Origin of the sequence: Sphingomonas tagetis (assembly GCF_024211275.1) — a bacterium.
GTDB lineage: Bacteria > Pseudomonadota > Alphaproteobacteria > Sphingomonadales > Sphingomonadaceae > Sphingomonas > Sphingomonas tagetis.
In genome coordinates, this window is record NZ_JAMLDX010000002.1 from 279385 (window position 1) to 299812 (window position 20428).

20 protein-coding genes are annotated in these 20428 nt (G+C 66.8%); 11 read left to right on the forward strand and 9 right to left on the reverse strand.

Annotated features, from left to right (window positions below; all coding sequences use genetic code 11):
- Window positions 1-93 precede the first annotated feature (93 nt).
- Window positions 94-273 carry a hypothetical protein gene (locus M9978_RS03980; protein WP_254291563.1) on the forward strand — a complete coding sequence of 60 codons (180 nt, stop codon included), beginning with the start codon at window positions 94-96 and terminating at the stop codon, window positions 271-273.
- Here M9978_RS03980 and M9978_RS03985 read toward each other — a convergent pair.
- Window positions 249-1235, reverse strand: coding sequence for a 2-hydroxyacid dehydrogenase (locus M9978_RS03985; RefSeq protein ID WP_254291564.1), 987 nt, complete (start codon window positions 1233-1235; stop codon window positions 249-251). The two genes, M9978_RS03980 and M9978_RS03985, sit on opposite strands and share 25 nt — an antisense overlap.
- 94 nt (window positions 1236-1329) lie before the next feature.
- On the opposite strand from M9978_RS03985, the gene M9978_RS03990 reads away from it, so the two are divergent.
- The 3 genes from M9978_RS03990 (at window position 1330) to M9978_RS04000 (ending at window position 4253) form a co-directional block, all read left to right on the forward strand.
- Window positions 1330-1821 carry an SH3 domain-containing protein gene (locus M9978_RS03990; protein ID WP_254291565.1) on the forward strand — a complete coding sequence of 164 codons (492 nt, stop codon included), beginning with the start codon at window positions 1330-1332 and terminating at the stop codon, window positions 1819-1821.
- A 116-nt stretch (window positions 1822-1937) separates the two neighbouring features.
- Window positions 1938-3014, forward strand: a complete 1077-nt coding sequence (locus tag M9978_RS03995) for a PepSY-associated TM helix domain-containing protein (RefSeq protein WP_254291566.1) — start codon at window positions 1938-1940, stop codon at window positions 3012-3014.
- Between the two features lie 159 nt (window positions 3015-3173).
- The gene (locus M9978_RS04000; RefSeq protein ID WP_254291567.1) at window positions 3174-4253 is read left to right on the forward strand and encodes a PepSY-associated TM helix domain-containing protein; all 1080 of its coding nucleotides are present in this window, start codon (window positions 3174-3176) and stop codon (window positions 4251-4253) included.
- 42 nt (window positions 4254-4295) lie between these two features.
- Here M9978_RS04000 and M9978_RS04005 read toward each other — a convergent pair whose 3' ends face one another.
- Window positions 4296-5483 (reverse strand): acetyl-CoA C-acyltransferase, encoded by a 1188-nt coding sequence (locus M9978_RS04005; protein WP_254291568.1) that lies wholly within the window; start codon window positions 5481-5483, stop codon window positions 4296-4298.
- Between the two features lie 80 nt (window positions 5484-5563).
- On the opposite strand from M9978_RS04005, the gene M9978_RS04010 reads away from it, so the two are divergent.
- The 4 genes from M9978_RS04010 to M9978_RS04025 all read left to right on the forward strand — a co-directional run bounded on the left by M9978_RS04010 (window position 5564) and on the right by M9978_RS04025 (window position 8471).
- Window positions 5564-5821 carry a hypothetical protein gene (locus tag M9978_RS04010; protein WP_254291569.1) on the forward strand — a complete coding sequence of 86 codons (258 nt, stop codon included), beginning with the start codon at window positions 5564-5566 and terminating at the stop codon, window positions 5819-5821.
- The gene (locus tag M9978_RS04015; protein ID WP_254291570.1) at window positions 5814-6557 is read left to right on the forward strand and encodes a prepilin peptidase; all 744 of its coding nucleotides are present in this window, start codon (window positions 5814-5816) and stop codon (window positions 6555-6557) included. Before M9978_RS04010 ends, M9978_RS04015 begins: the two co-directional genes overlap by 8 nt.
- Window positions 6557-7963 (forward strand): coniferyl aldehyde dehydrogenase, encoded by a 1407-nt coding sequence (locus M9978_RS04020; protein WP_254291571.1) that lies wholly within the window; start codon window positions 6557-6559, stop codon window positions 7961-7963. Before M9978_RS04015 ends, M9978_RS04020 begins: the two co-directional genes overlap by 1 nt.
- Before the next feature lie 241 nt (window positions 7964-8204).
- Window positions 8205-8471 (forward strand): hypothetical protein, encoded by a 267-nt coding sequence (locus M9978_RS04025; protein ID WP_254291572.1) that lies wholly within the window; start codon window positions 8205-8207, stop codon window positions 8469-8471.
- A 35-nt stretch (window positions 8472-8506) separates the two neighbouring features.
- Here the strand turns inward: M9978_RS04025 and M9978_RS04030 are convergent, their stop codons facing one another.
- Window positions 8507-8839, reverse strand: a complete 333-nt coding sequence (locus tag M9978_RS04030) for an antibiotic biosynthesis monooxygenase family protein (protein ID WP_254291573.1) — start codon at window positions 8837-8839, stop codon at window positions 8507-8509.
- 35 nt (window positions 8840-8874) lie between these two features.
- Entirely contained in the window at window positions 8875-9570 is a 696-nt protein-coding gene (locus M9978_RS04035; RefSeq protein ID WP_254291574.1) for a glutamine amidotransferase, read from the reverse strand.
- A 143-nt stretch (window positions 9571-9713) separates the two neighbouring features.
- Between M9978_RS04035 and M9978_RS04040 the strand changes: the two genes are divergently transcribed.
- The 3 genes from M9978_RS04040 to M9978_RS04050 are packed head-to-tail and all read left to right on the forward strand — an operon-like array spanning window position 9714 to window position 12526.
- Entirely contained in the window at window positions 9714-10748 is a 1035-nt protein-coding gene (locus M9978_RS04040; RefSeq protein WP_254291575.1) for a Rieske 2Fe-2S domain-containing protein, read from the forward strand.
- The gene (locus tag M9978_RS04045; protein ID WP_254291576.1) at window positions 10735-11163 is read left to right on the forward strand and encodes a MarR family winged helix-turn-helix transcriptional regulator; all 429 of its coding nucleotides are present in this window, start codon (window positions 10735-10737) and stop codon (window positions 11161-11163) included. Before M9978_RS04040 ends, M9978_RS04045 begins: the two co-directional genes overlap by 14 nt.
- 49 nt (window positions 11164-11212) lie before the next feature.
- Window positions 11213-12526: an MFS transporter gene (locus tag M9978_RS04050; RefSeq protein ID WP_254291577.1), complete on the forward strand. Its 1314-nt coding sequence runs from the start codon at window positions 11213-11215 to the stop codon at window positions 12524-12526.
- A 199-nt stretch (window positions 12527-12725) separates the two neighbouring features.
- On the opposite strand, the gene M9978_RS04055 is transcribed toward M9978_RS04050, so the two are convergent.
- The 5 genes from M9978_RS04055 to M9978_RS04075 form a co-directional block, all read right to left on the reverse strand.
- Entirely contained in the window at window positions 12726-14246 is a 1521-nt protein-coding gene (locus M9978_RS04055; RefSeq protein WP_254291578.1) for a tannase/feruloyl esterase family alpha/beta hydrolase, read from the reverse strand.
- Window positions 14246-16936, reverse strand: a complete 2691-nt coding sequence (locus M9978_RS04060) for a TonB-dependent receptor plug domain-containing protein (RefSeq protein ID WP_254291579.1) — start codon at window positions 16934-16936, stop codon at window positions 14246-14248. The genes M9978_RS04055 and M9978_RS04060 overlap by 1 nt, the downstream gene beginning before the upstream one ends.
- A gap of 61 nt (window positions 16937-16997) precedes the next feature.
- Window positions 16998-18056, reverse strand: coding sequence for a hypothetical protein (locus M9978_RS04065; protein ID WP_254291580.1), 1059 nt, complete (start codon window positions 18054-18056; stop codon window positions 16998-17000).
- Window positions 18053-19174, reverse strand: a complete 1122-nt coding sequence (locus M9978_RS04070) for a CapA family protein (protein WP_254291581.1) — start codon at window positions 19172-19174, stop codon at window positions 18053-18055. The genes M9978_RS04065 and M9978_RS04070 overlap by 4 nt, the downstream gene beginning before the upstream one ends.
- Window positions 19171-20361, reverse strand: coding sequence for a cytochrome P450 (locus M9978_RS04075; protein ID WP_254291582.1), 1191 nt, complete (start codon window positions 20359-20361; stop codon window positions 19171-19173). The genes M9978_RS04070 and M9978_RS04075 overlap by 4 nt, the downstream gene beginning before the upstream one ends.
- Between the last annotated feature and the right edge of the window lie 67 nt (window positions 20362-20428).

Below are 20428 nucleotides of genomic sequence, written 5' to 3' on the forward strand. Positions count from 1 at the left end.
CGCCCTTGTCGCGATGGTCCAGCGGGGGTCGCGACGCGCGGTGCATGCTCGCAGTATTTCTTCGCAAGCGCACAATATCAAGAGGTCGTTTCGGTGAGTGACGATAAACCGGCGGCCAGACCCTCGCTCGACCCGCGCTGGAAGAATGCCGGTATCGCCGCAGCGGTGCTGCTTGCCCCCGGCGGCTTCATCCTCGGCGGGCTGCTGATCGCCCGCGCGCTCAAGAAACGGCGCGAAGCCGCCGAAGATCAGATCCAGCCTTCCAAGACCTGATCCGGCGGCCGGTGCCCGTCGGCCCAGAACCGTATGTTCGCGATCACCTTCTCGCCCGTCGCGACGCGGCCTTCCAGCGTCGCCGATCCCATATGCGGCGTCATCACGACATTGGGCAGCCCCAGCAGCCGCGGATCGATCTCGGGCTCGAACCGCCAGACGTCGAGCCCCGCGCCGGCCAGCCTTCCGGCCTCCAGCGCCTCGATCATCGCATCCTCGTCGACGATTCCGCCGCGCGATGCGTTGATCAGATAGACTTGCGGCCCCAGCAGCCCGATCCGCCGCGCGTCGATCAGGTCGCGGCTGTCGTCGTTGAGCGGCGTGTGGATCGTCAGAATGTCGATGTTCGCCAGCATCTCGTCCAGATTCGGATGCCATTCCGCCCCGAACTCGGCTTCGACCACTTTCGGCAGGCGGTGGCGGTTGTGGTAATGCACCGACAGCCCGAACGCGCGCGCGCGCCGCGCCACCGCCTGGCCGATCCGCCCCATGCCGACAATGCCGAGCCGCTTGCCGCCAATGCGGTGCCCCAGCATGCCGCCCGGCGACCAGCCCTTCCACTGGCCCGAGCGCACCAGCTTTTCACCCTCGGCCAGCCGCCGCGGGACCGAGACGATCAGCGCCATCGTCATATCGGCAGTGTCTTCGGTCAGCACGCCGGGCGTGTTGGTCACGACGATCCGCCGCGCCCTCGCCGCCTTCAAATCGATATGGTTCACGCCCGCGCCGAAATTGGCGATGAGCTTGAGCCGCTCGCCCGCCCCCGCGATCAGTTGGGCGTCGATCTGGTCGGTCACGGTCGGCACCAGCACGTCGCAATCCGCCATCGCCGCCGCCAGCGCGGCACGATCCATCGGCGCGTCTGTCGGGTTGAAGGCGGCATCGAACAGCTCGCCCATCCGCTGCTCGATGCCGTCGGGCAGATCGCGGGTGACGACGACGCGGGGACGCTGCTGTGCCATGTCAGATCGATTGGCCCCGCCGTCTGCGTCAGTCAATGGTTGATGCCACGCATCGGCCGGCACTAAACAGATCGGGCAATGAAGGGGTTCTATAATGCGCGTGCGGCTTTGGGCCATCATCAGCATCATCACGCTGGGCCTGGTGGCGACATCGCTCGGCGAGGCCTGGGCGCAGCAGCGCAAGCCGCCCTATTACGCGTCGATCGCCGCGTCGAAGGCGCGCATGCGCACCGGTCCCGGCCGCAACTACCCCGCCAGCTGGCTCTACCAGCGCGCCGACCTGCCGGTGAAGGTGGTCGAGGTCTATAATGACTGGCGCAAGATCGAGGATCCCGACGGCACCCAGGGTTGGATGCAGGTCCAGCTGATGTCGAGCCAGCGCACCGGCTATGTCGTCGGCGGCATCGTCGAGCTGCGCGACGCACCTCGCCTCAACGGCCGCGTCAACTGGCGCGCGGCACCGGGCGTGGTCGGGCGGATCAGCCGGTGCGAACGCGGCTGGTGCTGGTTCGACGTGCGTGGCCGCGCCGGCTATGTCGAGCAGAACCGCATCTGGGGCACTGAACCCGGCGAAGAGCTGCCCTGACACTACCCGCCAGACCGCTACCCATTTGTCTCGCGCCTGACCCGAATGCGCCGATTGCCGCCCGCCGCGCCTGATTCCATCCTCCCGCGCAATTGGGACATTGAGGGGAACCGGCGATGACGGAAGCTGTCGAACATTCGAGCGCGGGCACCAGGCCGGCCTGGGTCACGGTATTGAACGCGCTGGGCGTCATCGCCGCGCTGATCTGGCTCGTGGTGGCGATCACCGGCATCTTGATGACCTACAAGTTCGAGATCGACGACAGCCGCATCTCGTCCGCCACCCCGCCCAAGGATCTCGGCGCAATCGAGCGGCGCATGGACTCGTTCGCCAATGCGGGCGGTCAGGCCAAGGTCAACTTCATCTGGTCCACCGCAGGCCTCAAGGATCGCTATTATATCAGCTATTTGACCCCCACCGGCGAACACCGCGCCGCGCGCATTACCGGCGACGGCAACGTGCTGCTCGACGTGCATGGCGATCAGGCGACGGCGCTCGAATGGGCGCGCGAGATCCACCTGACGCTCGTCGCGGGCAAGACCGGCGAGTGGATACTGGCGTTCGCGAGCATCGCGCTGCTCGCGAGCATCGTCACCTTCCTCGTCCGCGCGCTTCGCGGCCGGGGTGCAGCAACCAGCGAATTCGCAGCCCCGCGTGGCCGGCTCGAGACCTGGTATCGCCGCATTGGCCTGATCGGCGCCGTGCCGACCTTCGTCGTCGTGCTCGCCGCCACGATCATCTTCTTCGAACACCAGATCGAAGGCCCGATCGGCGCGCCGCCGATCAAGCTCGCGCCGATCGCGCCCGACGGCGAGGGCGCCGGTTTCGCCGCCTCCGCACGTGCCGCCGAGGCCGCGATCCCCGGCAGCCGCTTCGTCGGCGTGGGCATGCCAAAGCCGGGCGACGCCACCTGGTATATGTGGGTCAACCAGCCCGGCGAATATTTCCGCGAGCAGGGCTATGGCGGCAGCCTCGTCGTCGTGAACGGCAATGATGCCAGCGTGCGCAGCGCGCATCCGCTGCAACAGGCCAGCGCCGCGTACAAGTTCATCGCGCTGCCCTACCCGGTCCATACCGGCGAGATCGCCGGACCGATCGGGCGCTTCCTGGTGATGCTGACCGGCTTCTGGCTGGCGACGATGGTCGTCCTCGGCCTGATCCTGTGGAACCGCCGCCGCAAGGCTGCGGCCTGAACAAGCCCGGCCGCGGTCTCCGGCAGACCGCGGCCGGCATTACCCAAGGCTACCCGGGCCCCGCCCGAACGCACTGTCATTTGACCCGACGCACGTTGCCGTGCGGTCTGCGCAACTTCATCCTCACGCCCGCATCATAGGGACTGCGGGGACGAGGGCATGACTGAATCGACGATCAATCCACAAGGGGCGGGCGGGATCGCGCGCACGGTCCTGCGCACGCTGGGCATCGTCTCGGCGCTGATCTGGCTGCTGCTCGCCGTCACCGGCATTCTGATAGCCTACAAGTTCGAACTCAACGACCGGCTCGTCTCCACCGTTACCGCGCCCAAGGATCTCGCCGCGATCGAACGGCGCATGGATGCGCTGACCAGCGCGGGCGGCCAGGCCAAGATCAACTATATTTGGGGCACTGCCGGCCTGAAGGATCGCTATTTCATCAGCTACAATGCGGCCGACGGTACGAAGCGCTCGGCACGGATCGCGGGCGACGGCACGGTGCTGCTCGACACGCCGGCGGACGATCCCCCCTTCCTCGAAACGGTGCGCGAGATCCATCTCGAGTTGATGTCGGGCAAGACCGGCGAATGGATCCTCGCCATCACCGGCATTGCCTTGCTGGCGAACCTCGTCGCGTTCGGCGTGCAGGCGCTGCGCCGCACCGGCCAGTTCGCGCCCTCGCAGGCCACGCCGGCGGACGCGAGACTGCTGGGCTGGTATCGCCGAATCGGGCTGGCCGGCGTCGTCCCCACCTTCGTCGTGGTCTTCGTCGCAGTGGTCATCTTCTTCGAACACCAGATCGAGGGGCCGATTGGCGCCCCGGCCCGCTCGCTTCCGGCGGTCGCGCCGCAGGGCAAGGGGGCAGGCTTCGCCGCCGTGGCCCGCGCCGCCGAAACCGCCATTCCCAATGGCCGCTTCGTCGGCACCGCCTTCCCGAAAAAGCCGGACGATGCGACCTGGTGGGTGTCCGTCAACGTCCCCGGCGAATATTTCCGCGACGACGGCTATGCCGGCAGCACCGTCGCGGTGAACGGCAACGATGCCAGCGTCCGCGAGGCTTACGAACTCAGCAAGCAGAGCGCATCCTACAAGGCGATCGCCCTACCCTACCCGGTTCACACCGGCGAAATCGCCGGACCGATCGGCCGCTTCCTGGTGATGCTGACCGGCTTTTGGCTCGCGACGATGGTCGTCATCGGCCTGATCCTGTGGAACCGCAGGCGCAAGGCCACCGCCTGACGTTCGATACGGCCGCCGCTGCGAGCGGCGGCCGCCAAAGGCTCAGTCGATCAATTCCACCGCCATCGCCGTCGCCTCGCCGCCGCCGATGCACAGCGACGCCAGCCCGCGCTTCTGGCCGTTATTCTGTAGCGCGGCGAGCAAGGTCGCCATGATCCGTGCGCCGCTCGCGCCGATCGGATGGCCCAGCGCGCATGCGCCGCCATTTATGTTGAGCACGTCGTGCGGCACCGACAGGTCGCGCATCGCGATCATCGAGACACAGGCGAACGCCTCGTTGACCTCGAACAGATCGACGTCGCCGGTTTTCCAGCCGGCCCGCTCCAGCGCCTTCTGCATCGCTAACACCGGCGCCGTGGTGAAGCGCGCGGGCAGGTGCGCGTGCCCGGCATGCGACACGACCTTGGCGATCGGCGTCAGTCCCAGCTTCTCCGCGACCGACAGCCGCGTCAGCACCAAAGCCGCCGCACCGTCCGAGATCGACGAGGCATTGGCCGCGGTGATCGTTCCATCCTTGGCGAAGGCGGGCCGCAAGGTCGGGATCTTCGAGGCGTCGCCCTTGGCCGGCTGCTCGTCCTTGTCGATCACGACCACGCCCTTGCGCGTCTTGACCTCGACCGGCACGATCTCGCGGTCGAACCCGTTGCCGTTCGACGCCTTCTGCGCACGCGTCAGGCTGGCGATCGCGAATTCGTCCTGCGCCTCGCGCGTGAACTGATATTCCGTCGCAATCTCCTCCGCAAAGGTCCCCATCGCGCGGCCCGGCTCGTAAGCGTCCTCGAGCCCGTCGAGGAACATATGATCGTACAGCCGGTCGTGCCCGATGCGCGCGCCGCTGCGGTGCTTGAGCGAGAGGTAGGGCGCGTTGGTCATGCTCTCCAGCCCGCCCGCGATGATCATGTCGGCCGTGCCCGCGGCCAGCGCCTCGGCAGCCATGATCGCCGCCTGCATGCCCGATCCGCACATCTTGTTGACCGTGGTCGCCTCGATATGGTCGGGAAGCCCGGCCTTGCGCGCCGCCTGCCGCGCGGGCGCCTGGCCGAGGCCCGCCGGCAGCACGCAGCCCATATAGATGCGGTCGACCGCCTCGCCCTTCAGCCCCGCACGCTCGACCGCCGCCCCGACCGCCGCCGCGCCGAGTTCCGTCGCGGTCACGTCGGAGAAGACGCCCTGCATGCTGCCCATAGGCGTGCGGGCATAGGAGACGATGACGACAGGATCGGTGGACATGTTGGCTTCCCCGCGAGTTGTGTTGACTTGGCGGCGATCTAGGCGCGTCATTTCGCAATTGCAAAACACGGAGGCGATATTTGACTTTGCACGACGCGCTCAGCTGGTTCGCCTCGATCAGCGGCATCATCGCCGCCTTCATGGTGGCGCTCGACAGCGGCCGCCGCATCACCGGCTATGGCTTCGCGCTGTTCGTGCTCTCAAGCATCGCCTGGATCGCGGGCGCATTGATGGGTGACGACGCACCGCTGCTGTCGCAGAACGTGGTGATGTTCGGCATCAACATCTTCGGCGTCTATCGCTACCTCATCCGCAAGAAGCCGCCCGCCAATGCCTGACTGGCTCTGGCCGCTCCTGCTCGGCATTCTCGGTCTGGTCTTCGGCAGCTTCACCGCCACGCTCGCACTGCGCTGGCCGGAAGGCCGCAGCGCGCTGCAGGGCCGCTCCGCGTGTGATTCGTGCAACAAGGCCCTGCGCGCGCACGAACTCGTGCCGTTGCTCAGCTACGCGCTTCAACGCGGGCGGTGCCGCGCCTGCGGCGGCAGCATCCATCCCGGGCATCCGGGCACCGAGATCGCCGGGCTCGTCATCGGCGTCGCCGCCGGACTCGTCGCGCCGGGATGGGAGGGTGTCGCGGGTGCGATCTTCGGCTGGCTGCTGCTCGCGCTCGCCGCGCTCGATCTCGCCGCCTTCTGGCTGCCCAATGCGCTGACCGCCGCGCTCGCGCTCGCCGGCCTCATCGACGGCTTCTTTTTCCCCCCGACCTGGATCGACCGCATCGCGGGCGGCGTGATCGGCTATTGCCTGCTCGCCCTGGCGCGCTTCACCTACCGTTACATACGGGGCCGCGAAGGGCTGGGCGGCGGCGATGCCAAGATGTTTGCGGGGATCGGCATCTGGCTCGGCGCCTCGATGCTCGCCCCGGTGCTGCTCGCCGCGAGCATCATCGGCCTCGCCTTCGCGCTCGCCATGCGCATCTCCGGCCGCGAAATGGGGATGACGAGCCGCCTGCCGCTCGGCACATTGCTCGCCATCGCCGCCTTTCCGGCATGGCTCTACGGGTTGGGGATTTGATGCGCGACCTTCTCGACCGCCAGCGCGCCGCGTTCATGGCCGAGCTGCCTGTCCCCATTGCCACCCGCAAGGACCGGCTCGCGCGCGCCGCCGCGATGGTCAAGGACAACGCCGCCCGCTTCTGCGACGCGCTCAGCGAGGATTTCGGCCACCGCAGCCCGCGACAGTCGATGATCACCGACATCGCCGCTTCGGTTTCCCCGCTCAGGCACGCCATCGCCAAGGTCGACCGCTGGGCAAAGCGTGAGAAGAAGCCGGTGATGTTCCCGCTCGGCCTGCTCGGCGCCAAGGCGTGGATCGAATACCAGCCCAAGGGCGTGGTCGGCATCATCTCGCCGTGGAACTTCCCGGTGAATCTCGTGATGTCCCCGCTTGCCGGCGTGTTCGCCGCGGGCAACCGCGCGATGGTCAAGACCAGCGAGTTCACACCCGCCACCGCCGCGCTGTTCGAGGACCTTGCACCCCGTTATTTCGACGAAACCGAGCTCGCCTTCGTCAGCGGCGGCCCCGATGTCGGCAAGGCGTTCGCATCGCTCCCCTTCGACCACCTCCTGTTCACCGGCGCGACCGGCATCGGCCGACACATCCTCCACGCCGCCGCGGACAACCTTACGCCAGTCACGCTGGAGCTCGGCGGCAAGTCCCCCGCCATCCTCGGCCGCTCGGCCAATCTCGCCCAAGCGACCGAACGCGTCGCGATGGGCAAGATGCTCAACGCCGGCCAGATCTGCATCGCCCCAGATTATCTGATGGTCCCCGCCGAGCAGGAAGCGCAAGCGATCGACGGCCTGATCCGCGCCGCCTCGGCCATGTACCCCACCCTGCTCGCAAACCCCGATTATACCGCGATCATCAACGACCGCCATTTCGAGCGCCTCGCCGCCGCGCTCGACGACGCCCGCGCCAAGGGCGCCGAGGTGATCGCCGTCAACCCGGCGAACGAGGATTTCACCACCTCCAACGCGCGCAAGCTCCCGCTGCACATCGTCCGCAACCCGACCGACGACATGACGGTCATGCAGGAGGAGATTTTCGGCCCGATCCTGCCCGTCCGCAGCTATGACAGCATCGATGGCGCCATCGCCGAAGTGAACCGCCGCGACCGGCCGCTCGCGCTCTATTATTTCGGCAACGACGCGGCCGAGCGCCGCCGCGTGCTCGACCGGACCATTTCGGGCGGCGTCAGCCTCGACGACACGATCTTCCACGTCTCGATGGAAGAGCTTCCCTTTGGCGGCATCGGCCCGTCGGGCATGGGCGCCTATCACGGAGAACCCGGTTTCCGCACCTTCAGCCACGCCAGGAGCGTGTTCAAACAGTCGCGGATCGACGTCGCCAAGCTCGGCGGCCTCAAGCCGCCCTATGGCAAGACCACCGACGCCGCGATCAAGCGTCAGCTGGGCTGATCGCGCCAAACGCTCAGTCTATCGTTGCTCCACCGCCAACCGGTTTGCTGCATAGGAGCATTCGTCCCGCACCTGCTACGTCTCGGCCAAAGCCCCCAAATCCGGCGGAACGCGCGGCAGCCGCGAGCGCTATCGCGTTGCCCGTGAGAACGGTGTCGCCCAACGGCGGGCGATAGAAGCGAAGGCGTCCGAGGACGCCCAGCCGCGCTTTGGGCATCCAGCAACGTCGAAGGAAATCGTGATGAAATCCTCAATTGCGGCGATCGCAATGATCGCAGCCGTGCCTGTCGCCATGGCTACCGGCAAGCCACCGGCATCCAACGCGGCCGCCAAGCTATCCCTGGCATCCGGGCCGGCATCAGAACAGGGCAAGGGTCACGGCTATGGCTATGGTCGCGACCGGGACAACGGCAATGGCTATGGCTATGGCCATGACAAGGGCCGAGGCCGCGGCCACGATATCGGCAAGGGTCGGGGCCACGACGACGACAATCCCGACAGTCCCTGAACTTCGCACGGGCCCGCGCCGCTGCGCGGGCCCGCTCATTCCACCGAGCGATCCAGCAGGTCGTCGGTCACCTCCATCAACAGCATCGGCTCACGCGGTGCTTCGGCGATCGCATCGACGAACGCCGCGCGCGTCGCCGGCTCGTCATAGACCATCTTCGCATCGAACGCCTTTTGCCAGGTCGCGCGGTCAGGCCATTCGGCGACCCCGATGAAGCGCGTCAGCCCGTCGGCCTCGGCATCGCGATGCAATCGCGAGCCCAGGCTGCCATATTTCTCGCGGATCAGCTCGGTCCCGCGCCGCCACGCCGCGCGGAACTGCTCCTCCTTGCCCGGATGCACCTTCCACCAATAAGCCGCGACGAACATCGGCCACCTCCTGCGGCATCAACGCACGACAGACCTCACAGCCCCGTCAACCACTCCGCGATCATCGCCCGCCCCGCCGCAACCGCCGCGAGCCCATGCCGGTCATGCTCCTCGCGCAACCGCGCAACGCTCATTCCGGCGCCCGCGACATAATCGTCTGCGTCGATCAGCCATTCCTCGAAGCGCGGATCCTCGCCCATCTCGGCATGGAATTGCAGCGCCAGCAGCTCCGGCCCGTGGCGGAACGCCTGATGCGCGCACCCCTCGGTCGAAGCCAGCAACTCGACCCCCTCGGGCAGCGGAAAGGTATCGCCATGCCAGTGCAGCACCGGCACTTCAGCGATGTGCCGCAGCGGCGAATCCGCCCCTGCGGCATTGAGCGTCACCGGCGCGAAACCGACCTCGCGCACTGGCCCCACGAACACCTTCGCTTCCATGGCCTGAGCGATCATCTGCGATCCCAGACACACGCCGAGCGTCGGCAGCCCCAGCGAGATGCGGCTCGCCAGCCGATCGACTTCGCAATCGATCCACGGATGCGCATCGCGTTCATACACGCCCATCGGCCCGCCCATCAGGATCAGCAGATCGGGCGAATTGAAATTCACCGTCGAGAAAGCCGGATCGGTCACGTCGATCCGGTCGAGGTCATAGCCCGCCGCTTCCACCGGCGCGCGAAAGCCCGCAATCCCCTCATAGGGGGTATGGCGGATGATCAGTCCCTTCTTCATCCGCCAAACCTAGCGTCCGCGCCGGCCACGAGAACCCCAACACTGCTTTAGCGCCGTGAAAAACAGCTGCGCCGATCCGCTTGCGATATTCGTATGTATTACATACAATATCGAACCGACACGCTTGGGAGAGGATCGGCGCAATGACCTGGATAGCCAACCGCTGGTACGTGGCCGCCTGGGATTCGGAAGTGGACCGCACGCCGCTCGCCCGCACCATCTGCGGTGAGCCGGTCATGTTCTACCGCAAGCTCGACCGTTCCGTGGTGGCGATGCGCGATGCCTGCCCCCACCGCCTGCTGCCGCTGTCGATGGGGTTGAAGGAAGGCGATTCGGTGCGCTGTCGCTATCATGGCCTGCTGGTCGGGCCGGACGGTTGCGCCACCGAGATGCCGCTCAAGAACGAGCGCGTGCCCAAGGGCGTATGTGCCCAGCTCTATCCGGTTGCCGAGAAGCATCGTTTCGTCTGGATCTGGATCGGCGATCCGGCGCGGGCGGATCCGGCGCTAATCCCCGATTTCTGGCCATGCAGCGCCCCCGGCTGGACGTTTGACGGCGGCTATTGCCGCATCGCCTGCGACTATCGGCTGGTCATCGACAACCTCATGGACCTCACGCACGAGACTTGGGTGCATCAGGGCTCGATCGGCCAGCACGAGATCGCCGAGGCGCCTATCGAGACGCTGGTCGAGGGCGATGAGGTGCGCGTGCGCCGCTGGATGCCGGGGATCGAGCCGCCGCCCTTCTGGCGCGACGCGCTGCGCTCGTCCGGGCCGGTCGACCGCTGGCAGGTGTGCCATTTCCTCCCGCCCTCCTCGGTCCTGATCGACGTCGGCGTCTCGCCGGTCGCGGCGGGCGACACGATCGATGATCACGATTCTGGCGTGCGCGGCTTTGTCGTCGACGCGATGACCCCCGAGAGCGAAACCATGACTCATTATTTCTGGGGAATGGCGCGCAACTTCGACATCGGCGACGCCGGCTTCACCGCGCGCTTCAAGGCGCAGCAAGGACAGGTCTTCCTCGAAGATGTCGAAGTACTGGAGGCGCAACAGCGGTCGATCGGCGCCAATCCCGATCTGAAATTGCGCGGCTATTCGATCGACCAGGGCGGTGTGCGTGCGCGGCAGGTCATCAAGCGTTTGGCGGAAGCGGAGACGGCCGGTGCCGCGGATTGACCGGCGCGCGCTCGACCGCAACCTCGGGCTGCGCCTGCGCCGCGCGCATGGGGCGGTGCAGCGGCATTTTCTCGATCATTTCGCCGGTCTCGGCCTGACGCAGAAGCAGGTGTCGGTGCTGTGGCTGACCGGGGATCACCCTGATCTTGCCCAGACCGATCTTGCGGGGGCGCTCGACATGGACCGCGCGACGACGATGGCGCTGGTGCATGGCCTCGAGAAACGCGGCTTGCTGGTTCGCAGCCCGTCGGCCACCGACAAGCGCCGCGTCGCCTTTCGCCTGACTCCGCCCGGCACGGCGCTGCTCGGGGAGGCGCAGGCCGCTATCGTCGAGCATGAAGCCTGGCTCAAGGATCGCTTCTCGCCGGACGAACTGACGACGCTCGAAGAACTGCTCGCACGCATCTATCGCTGAACTGGTTTTCCGATATGACAATCGTCGAACGACCAAGGCCGGAGGGGATATGACGACCGATCCGCGTGCGGTGATCGACCGCGAGCCGATGTCGCGCTTCCAATGGGGGATCGTCGCGACGATGATCGGGCTGAACGCGCTCGACGGGTTCGACGTGCTCTCGATCAGCTTCGCCTCGCCGGGCATCGCCAGAGACTGGGGGATCGATCGCGCCGCGCTCGGCCTGGTCCTGTCGATGGAGTTGATCGGCATGGCGATCGGCTCGCTGTTCCTCGGCGGCGTTGCCGACCGTATCGGGCGCCGCGCGACGATCCTCTCCTGCCTCGGGCTGATGACGGTCGGCATGCTGGGCGCGGCGAGTGCCAACAGCGTCGAGATCCTCTCCGCCTGGCGCGTGCTGACCGGCCTCGGCATCGGCGGGATGCTCGCGGCGACCAACGCCGCGGTCGCCGAGGCCGCCAATGCGAAGCAGCGCTCGCTCGCGGTCGTGCTGATGGCGGCGGGCTATCCGGTCGGCACGATCGTCGGCGGGTCGATCTCGGCGGTGCTGCTCGCCCATTACGACTGGCGCGCGGTGTTCGTGTTCGGCGCGGTCTGTTCGGTGCTGTTCATCCCGCTCGTGCTGTGGCGCGCGCCCGAATCGGTCGCCTTCCTGATGCACAAGCGCCCACCTGACGCGCTCGCGCGGATCAACGCGACGCTCGCGCGCATGGGCCATCCGCCGGTCGATGCGTTGCCCGAAGCAGCGGCTACCACGCGCAAGGCGCCGCTGGTCGACCTGTTCTCGCCCGCATTGGCGCGCGGCACGGTGCTGCTGACGCTGGCCTATCTCGCGCACATCATGACTTTTTACTTCATCCTCAAATGGATTCCCAAGATCGTGGTCGATATGGGCTTTCCCGCACCGCAGGCGGCGGGCGTGCTCGTCTGGGCCAGCATCGGCGGCGCGACCGGCTCGCTGATCCTCGGCCTGCTCACCGGCAAGATTCGCGTGCTCGCACTGACCATCGTCGCGATGCTGCTGTCGACAGCACTGGTGATCGTGTTCGGCCGCGCGCAGACCGATCTCGCCGCGCTGTCGCTGGTCGCGGGGATCGCGGGGTTCGCCACCAATGCCGGCGTGGTCGGGCTTTATGCGCTGATCGCGCAGTCCTTCCCGACCGCCGTGCGTGCTACCGCGACCGGCTTCGTCATCGGCGTCGGCCGCGGCGGATCGGCGCTGGCGCCGGCGCTGGCCGGTTTCCTATTCGCAGCGGGCTATGGCCTTCAGACGGTCGCCATCCTGATGGGGCTGGGCTCGCTGGTGGGGGCGATCGCGCTGCTGGCGATGCGCAACTGGTCGGCGCCGGCCGAGGGCGGATGAGCCGATCGCGACTCGGCTGCCGCGAGGGGGCAAATCTGTCGCCATTCCGGATGCAGCTCCGAAAATTCAGGCGACAGAGCCGTTTAGCTTCTGATAATCAGGCGCTGCCGGGCAACCGGCGCTGTGGCCCTTCCCACGGCAAAAGGGGGCGACGCCGGCGCAGCTTCGACAAGCTGCGCCGGCTCGACTTTCGCAAGCGTCAGGAACCGACGAGCGACCTGCGCCCCATATAGCTGACCAGCGCCGGATCGACGACGCAGCGATAGGACGCCGCCGCATCCTTCGGCCCCTTGCCGTCGTAGCGCGCAGCCTGCGGATAGGGGCAGAGGGTACGCGTGAACTTCGGCTGCCCGTCAACCAGCTTCGTCGCGGTGATCCGCGCCGGAGCCTGCCCCTTCTCGACCCAGCGGATCAGCGCCCACAATGTGTCGCGCGCGGGATCGCCCGGCCAGCTGATATGCCCCGAAGCGCCGAACTGGTCCGGCCCCGGCCCGCCGCGGCAGTGATACATGCCCGGCGCCATGAACAGGCGCACCGAGTCATCCAGCTTTGCCAGCCCGCCATTGGCCCGCGCCAACGCGCCATAATAATCGATCGTCGGCCCGGCATTGGTCGAGGGGTCGGCCCAACCCTGATAGATGATCGCCTTGCCCCCCACCTTCAGGAAGGGCGAGATCGCAACCTTGTCAGCGCGCAGTTCGGGCATCACGCGATTGGCGGCGTTGAGGTCGGCGGTGCGCTTGAAGCGGTCCTCGTTCCAGTCGGGGTCGTTATAGACCCCGTCCGCCCACATCGCGCGCAGCAGCGGCGAGGGCGCCCCAGGCCGTGTGCGCACGCCCGCGAACAGCCCGCCGTCCATTACCCTGCCCGCCTCGTCCTTCATCGGCGAGCGGATCAGGTTCAGCATCGTGAGCTTGGGCGCCGTCAGGCAGCCCTCGGTCTGACCCGGCTTGCACAGTAGCGCGGCGGCCTTGAAGTTGCAGGCGAGCGGGTTGGAGATGATGCCATCCCTCACCCCGTCATTCGCATCGCACGCCGCCGTCGCCTTGGCCTCGTAGAGCGACCAGTCGGCGTCGCTCAGCGCACCGGCGGGCGTCCATTTCTGTTGCAGGCCGAACCACAGCATCCGCACCGACTGAAGCGGCATATACGGACCCGGCGCGCCGGCGATCACGCCGTCATAGTCGCCGGGATAATTCTGCATCTGCTTGAGCGCCTGCCGCCCGCCGCCCGAACAGCCCGTGAAATAGCTGCGGTCGACCGCGCGGCCATAGAGCTTGCCCGCCAGCGCCTTCGCCGCGAGCGCGGTCAGATGCACCGCGCGATGCTCGTAATCGACGCGCGCCTTGGGATCGCTCATCCAGCGTGCCTGGCTCGCCTTGTGGCCACTGTCGGTGGTCACCGTCGCGAAGCCCTCGGTGATACGGCGGCTCATGTCGATATAGTTGAACACGCCCGCATCGCCGCCAACGCCTGCGCCGAGCAGCCGTCCGTTCCAGCGTTCGGGCAGCCACAGCTCGAAGCCGATATTGCCCTCGATCATCCCCTCGACGCGGCAGAACGGCACCTTCACGGGTATTCCGCGATAGCCGCCCCGGCTGTCCGGCGCCTCCCATCCGGCGGGGGCGTTCACCGCCGTTGCCTTGACGACCAAGCCGCCCGGATGCGTGCCCGTAAGGGCGGCGCAGCCGGCCAGCGCAGCGGCGAGCATCGCCGGCATCAGAACTTCACGTTCGCCGTGATCGCGAACATGCGCGGCACCGGGTTCGACGATTGCGGGTCATAGCCGGTGGCCTGATCGACGAAGGGCGGCTCCTCGTTGAACAGGTTGCGCACGTCGAACGACACGCCGATCCGGTCGGTGATGTCATAGCCGATCAGCAGGTCGAACGTGTCGTAGTTGCTGACTTCCTGCCGCGGCGTCACGGTCGTGTTGTAATAGCCGTTCAGGTGGTTCCAGGTCAGCCGCGTCTTGAGCCCGCCGAACTTCGCGCCGATATCCGCCTGGGTGCGGAATTTCTGCGTGAACCCGATCGTGTCGACGACATTGGTCAGCCCCGCGCCGGGCACCGCCTCGAACAGATAGTCGAGGATATACGTGCCCTGAATGCCGGCATCGAGTTCGACCCCGCCCCAATTCCAGCGATACGCCGCCGTGAAATCGAGTCCGCGCAGCAGCGAGGTGCCGAGATTCTGGCGGCGGCCATCGGCGATGAAGGTCACAAGGCTCTGGTTGATCGCGCTGTTGATCGGCAGCCCGGAATTGACCAGCGCGGCGATCTGCGCCGGGGTCGGGTTGAACTGACGGAAGTTCGTATAGAGCGGGCTGGTGAGCAGCCCCGGCGTGCCGCGCAACCCCTGGATCTGATCGGTATAGTCGATCCGAAAATAGTTGAGCGAGGCGACGAAGCCGTTGAACTCGGGCGGCGCGACCTCGACCCCCAGCGACCAGGTCTTGGCCTTTTCGGGCTTGAGATCCGGGTTGCCGCCGGCGATGCCGATGCCCTGTATGTTGACACCGCCAGGACCAGGCAGCGTGTCGAAATACAGGCCCGCACCGCCCGCGATCGTCGAAACTTCGGTGAAGGTCGGCGCACGGAACGAGGTGCCGTAGGTGCCCTTGATCGTCAGCCCCTGAAAGGGCTGGTAGGTCACGCCGAACTTGGGGTTCGTCGTGCTACCGAAGTCGCTGTAATGCTCATAGCGCAGCGCGAGGCTGAGGTTCAGCTTCTCGATCCCGGCCGAGGCATTGCCCGCCCCGACGATCGGCACGAACAACTCGGCAAAGGCCGCGTCGACATTGCGGCTGCCATCGTCATTGACGTTGACCGGCGCGGCGATCGGGCCGGTGATCAGGTCGGTGAAGGTATATTCGACGCGATGCTCGCCGCCGAACGCGATGCGGACATTGCCGCCCGGCATCTCGAACAGCGATCCGTCCATCTGCGCATTGACCACATCGAGCCGCGTGCGCCCGACAATCACGAACTGGTTGTCGGTAATCGTCGCGATCGTCGTCGGGTTGTTCGGCCCGCCGAACACGTTGAACGCAGTCGCCGCATTGGTGTCGTTGAGCGCCGCCTGCAGCCGCGCGGCGTTGACGCCGTTGCGGCGGCGGTCGTCAAGCTCCTCCGCCTCGCCATGCGCGTAATAGATGGTTGCGCGGAAGTCACCGAACGGCCTGAACTCGACCCCGGCGCTCGCATTCCACGCGGTCGCGCGATAGGGGCGCGAGATCGTACCGATCTGCGGGAACAGGTTATAGGCAACCGTGACGCAGCGCGCGCCGGCAGGCGCGCCGACGCTGGCGGCGCAGAGCGGCGGCGTCACGCCGACCGGAGCGACATAGAAGGGATTGGTGCTGGGCACGGTCGCGTTGACCGTCGGCAGCAGCGGGATCGTGCCCGTGCGCCGCGACCAGAAGCCGTCGGCAAAGATGCGAGCGATATCGCCGATTTCCTGGCTGGCGCTCGCGACGAGGCTGACGCGCTCCTGATCCGGGATCACCTCCAGATTGCTCTCGTAGAAGCAGCGGTTGTTGGTGCCAGCGACCAGCGCGCTGGCATTGGCGCTGGTCACGCCACCGGCCGGGATCGCATAGGTCTGGCCGCTCACCGTGATCGTGCCGGGGTTACAGGTCATCACGCGCAGGTCGCGCCCGCCGCGGCTGCGGTTGTCATTCTGGTAGAAGGGCAGCTCGCTCGCCAGCAGCGCGGTGTTCTTCGAATATTCGCCGGCAACGGTGATCCAGCCGCCATCCCATTTATGCCCGGCGAGGCCCGCGATCTGATAGTCCTTATAGTCGCCGTCGGTCATGCCGTAGCGGCCACGAACCTCCAGGCCCGAAAAATTCTTGCGCAGGATCAGGTTGACCACGCCGGCGACCGCATCCGAACCGTAGATCGCTGAAGCGCCGTCCGCGACGACCTCGACCCGGCCGAGCGCGATCGACGGGATGACCGACGGATCGGTGAACTGGCCCTGCGTGCCCATCGGCGGCAGGCGCTTGCCGTCATAGAGCAGCAGCGTGGCGTTGGTCGAAAGCCCGCGCAGGTTGATGCCCGCACCGCGCGTCGCGTTGGCCGCGCCGTTTTGCGCCGAGCCGCCAGCGCGGTTCGCGCCGAGCGACACCACCTGCGGCACGCGGCGCAGCAGGTCGTTGGTCGAGGTGACCGGCTCTTCGGCGATCTTGGCGGCGTCGATCGAGATCACCGCGGAGCCGACCGGATCGATGCCGCGGATGCGGCTGCCGGTGACGACGATGGCTTCGCCGGCGCTCTCGGCCTGGGCCGGAGCCTCATCCTGTGCGGCCGGTTCTTCGGTCTGCGCAAAGGCCGGCATGGCGATGCCGAGCGCAAGCGCCCCCAGTGCGGTGTGACGGAGCAGCGTAACGGTGTGACGGGTTTTCATGGTCTTCCCTCCTCGATTGGCGCCCGCATGTCCCTGCGGTTCCAGCTTCAGTGCGTTGTGGTCAGGTGGTCTCCGCGCGTGCCGAGCGGGCGGGCCGGTCGGCAAAGCGCGGGGCGAGCGAAAGCAACACGATGGCGGCGATCAGGATTCCGGCGCCGGTCAGTTCGGCCGGGCGCGGCATCTTCAGCCCCCACACCCAGGCGAGGATCAATGCGCCGCCAACGCCGGCGACCAGACTCGCCGCACGCTCGAGCGGGACGCAATAGGCGTTCTCGCGCGGGTCGAGCAGGATGATGATCGCGAACACCGAGACGATGGTGAGCGTCACGCCGATGCCGAACAGCGGCAGGATCACCGGATCGGTCCATACCGACAGGAAGCCCCAGCCGAGCGCGCCCGATTGCGAGCCGATGCCCGAGGCAGAGATCGCGGCGAGGATCGCCACCGACAGCGGCAGCGCGAACACCTTTTCCTCGACGAAATATTGGCGGACCGAAGCGGGGTCGCCGCTCTTCGACACCTTGGTCATCACGATCAGGCGGACGAAGTAGCCGACGGTGTAGAGCACCACGGTCAGGATCGCGAGCGGCGGCAGGTACAGCCCGCCACGGTCGGTCAGCGTGATTACCATCGCCACCAGCACCATCACCAGCGCCATCCAGCTCCACCAGCGCACCCTGCGCCCGAAGATCAGGTCGACGATCGGCGCGATGATCAGGATGTCGCCGCGCATCAGCAGCTGGATGAACGGGATGCTGACGCCTTCGAAGGTGAAGGACAGCGGCACCGTGAACAGCACCAGCGCGGTGCCGAAACCCGAATATAAGGTGTATTTGGTCGGCACCGGAATGCGGCGGCCAAGGAACATCACGCCATGCGCGTCCTTGTGCCAGCCCGACCACCAGATGAAGAGATAGGTCAGCACGGTGCTGATGATCAGCGAGGCGGGTAGCGTCTCGAGCCCGGTCAGCGGACGTCCGAGGCCGGGGTGCACGGTACTCGTGATCAGCTTGGTGATGATGACGTTGGGCAGATAGGCGATCAGGTAGAGGAAGACATAGCCTTCCAGCGGGAAGGCGGTGATCCAGTCCTTCTTGCCCTCGGGCACCGCCGCGCTCATGCTGCGGCCTCCAGCACGACCATATCGCTCTCCGCGCGGTAGCGGGCGTTGAGCCCTGCCTCTTCGGTTACTGCCGCCATGTAGTCGACGACTTCGGCGTGCCGCTCGCTGCCGCGCTCGACGAAACGGGGGACGGCGTCGCGGTCGATGTACAGCGGGAGAAATCCCGAACGGACGATCTTGCCGTTCGCGATCTCGATCCGGGCCACCATCGAAAGCCGCGACGCCTTGGGGAAATTGTACAGACTCTCGAAATCCGGTTCCCACGCCTCGGCGAGGACACGGATCTCGTTGAAGCTCTTCGACGCGGCGTGGACCGGGTCCATGCTGAGGTCGGTGGCGAAATTGCACAGCGAGTAGAAGACCGGCGCGCCGTCGATGACCTCACAGCCCTTCAGGATGTGCGCATGCCCGCCGAGGATCGCGTCTGCCCCTGCGGCGACCGCCGCCCGCGCCACGTCGCGCTGATAGTCGGCGATGCTCGCACGCACGAAATGGATGCCCCAGTGCAGCGAGACGAAGACGAGGTCCGCCTCCGCCTTGGCCGCGCGGATGTCGGCTTCCAGCGCAGCGAGGTCCTCGCGGTGCGGATAGGTGTGGATGCGCGCGGGGGTTCCGGGCTGGTCGTGTTCGATCTGCTCGTAGATCGTATGCGCGCGCATCGGCGCGCAGCCGGGACGGCGCTCGTCGGCCCAATAGCTATGCGGCAGGATGCTGGAATATGCGAGGATCGCGACCGTGGTGCCGTCGCCCAGCGTGAAACGGACGGGGCGGCGCGCTTCTTCGATATTCGCGCCTGCCCCGACCGTCTTCAGGCCCACCCGCTCCAAATTCGCTCTGGTCTCGAAAAAGGCGTCATTGCCCCAGTCGAGCACATGGTTGCCAGCCATCGAGATGACGTCAAAGCCCGCCCGCGCCAGCGCGTCCGCGCCGTCGGGCCGCGCCAGCACCGCGTGCCGCGCCTGCGGTAGCCGCACGCCCTTTGCGGCGAAGCTCGTCTCGAGCTGGGCGAAGGCGATGTCGGCCGCCTTGAGCACGTCGCGCGTCGCGTCGTAGCTCTCGTCATAATTGGCGCGGTCGGGTGCGAGATCGCCGGCAGCAACGAAGACGTGAGTCATGCCCCCACTCCTTCAGCACGCTCGAAGCTGACCGGCACGCTCAGCGCGCCGATCTCGGGGAAGCGAGTCTGCTTCGGCTCGCCGGCCAGCGCGAAACCGGGCGCACAGGCCAGCAACTCCGCCAGCGCCACTTCCAGTTCGAGCTTCGCCAGCGCCGCGCCGACGCACATATGCGGGCCACGGCCGAACGCGACCGAGTCCTTCATGTTCGGCCGATCGAGCCGGAATTCGTCCGCCGCCTCGAACACGTCCTCGTCGCGGTTGGCCGAGGCGTAGACCAGCGCGATCGGCTCGCCTGCCGGAATCGTCCGCCCGCGCACCGTCACGTCGCACACCGCGGTGCGCGCAAAGCCACGATAGGGCGTATAGAGCCGCAGGAACTCATCGACCGCCGCCGCGATCAGCGACGTGTCGCCGCGCAAGCGGGCCTGTAATTCACGGTCTCGGCCAAGATGCACCGCGATCGATCCGATCATCACGCTCGGCGCGATGATGCCGACCACCAGCACCTGGCGGATCGTGCCGACGATCATCTCCTCGGGCAGCGGCTCGCCATCGACGCGCACCGCGAGCAGCGCGCTCGTCACATCGTCCTCGACCGGCAAGGAGCTGGCCTTGCGGTCGGCGACGATGCCGCGCGCCATGTCATAGAGGACCAGGCTCGATTCCTTGGTCGCGTCCATATCGGCCGACTGCACCGCGATATTGTAACGCTGGCCGACGCGCGTCAGCTCGGCGACCGCATCGGGCGGCAGGTTCATCCAATGGGCGAACACCGCGATCGGCATGTGCGCGGAAAAGTCGGCGACGACATCACCGCCGCCCCGCGCCACCATGTTCGCCAGCAGGTCGCGGCAAATCTGGCGCATCACCGGTTCCAGCTTGGCGACCTTGCGCTCGGTCAGCAGCGGCGCGATCGCGCGGCGATATGGTGTATGCTCCGGCGGATCGAGGTGAAGCGGCGGGCGGCGGCCGGTGAACGCCACCTTGGGTATGACATTCTGCTTGGAGGTGATGTAGGTCTGCCAGTCCGCCGCCGCGCTGGCGACATCGTCATGCTTCATCAGCGCCCAGAAGCCGCCCCAGGCATCGCTGTGCGCGACCGGACACTTTGCTCGCAATTCCGCATATTCCGCGTTCGGACTGTCGAACGTCTCCGGCGTCAGCGGATTGAAGTCATGTGTCATAACAATCTTGTTAAGCTCGAATGAAAGCGCTTGCAAGAACCTTTTTGCACTTTGCGCGCCGACGCGT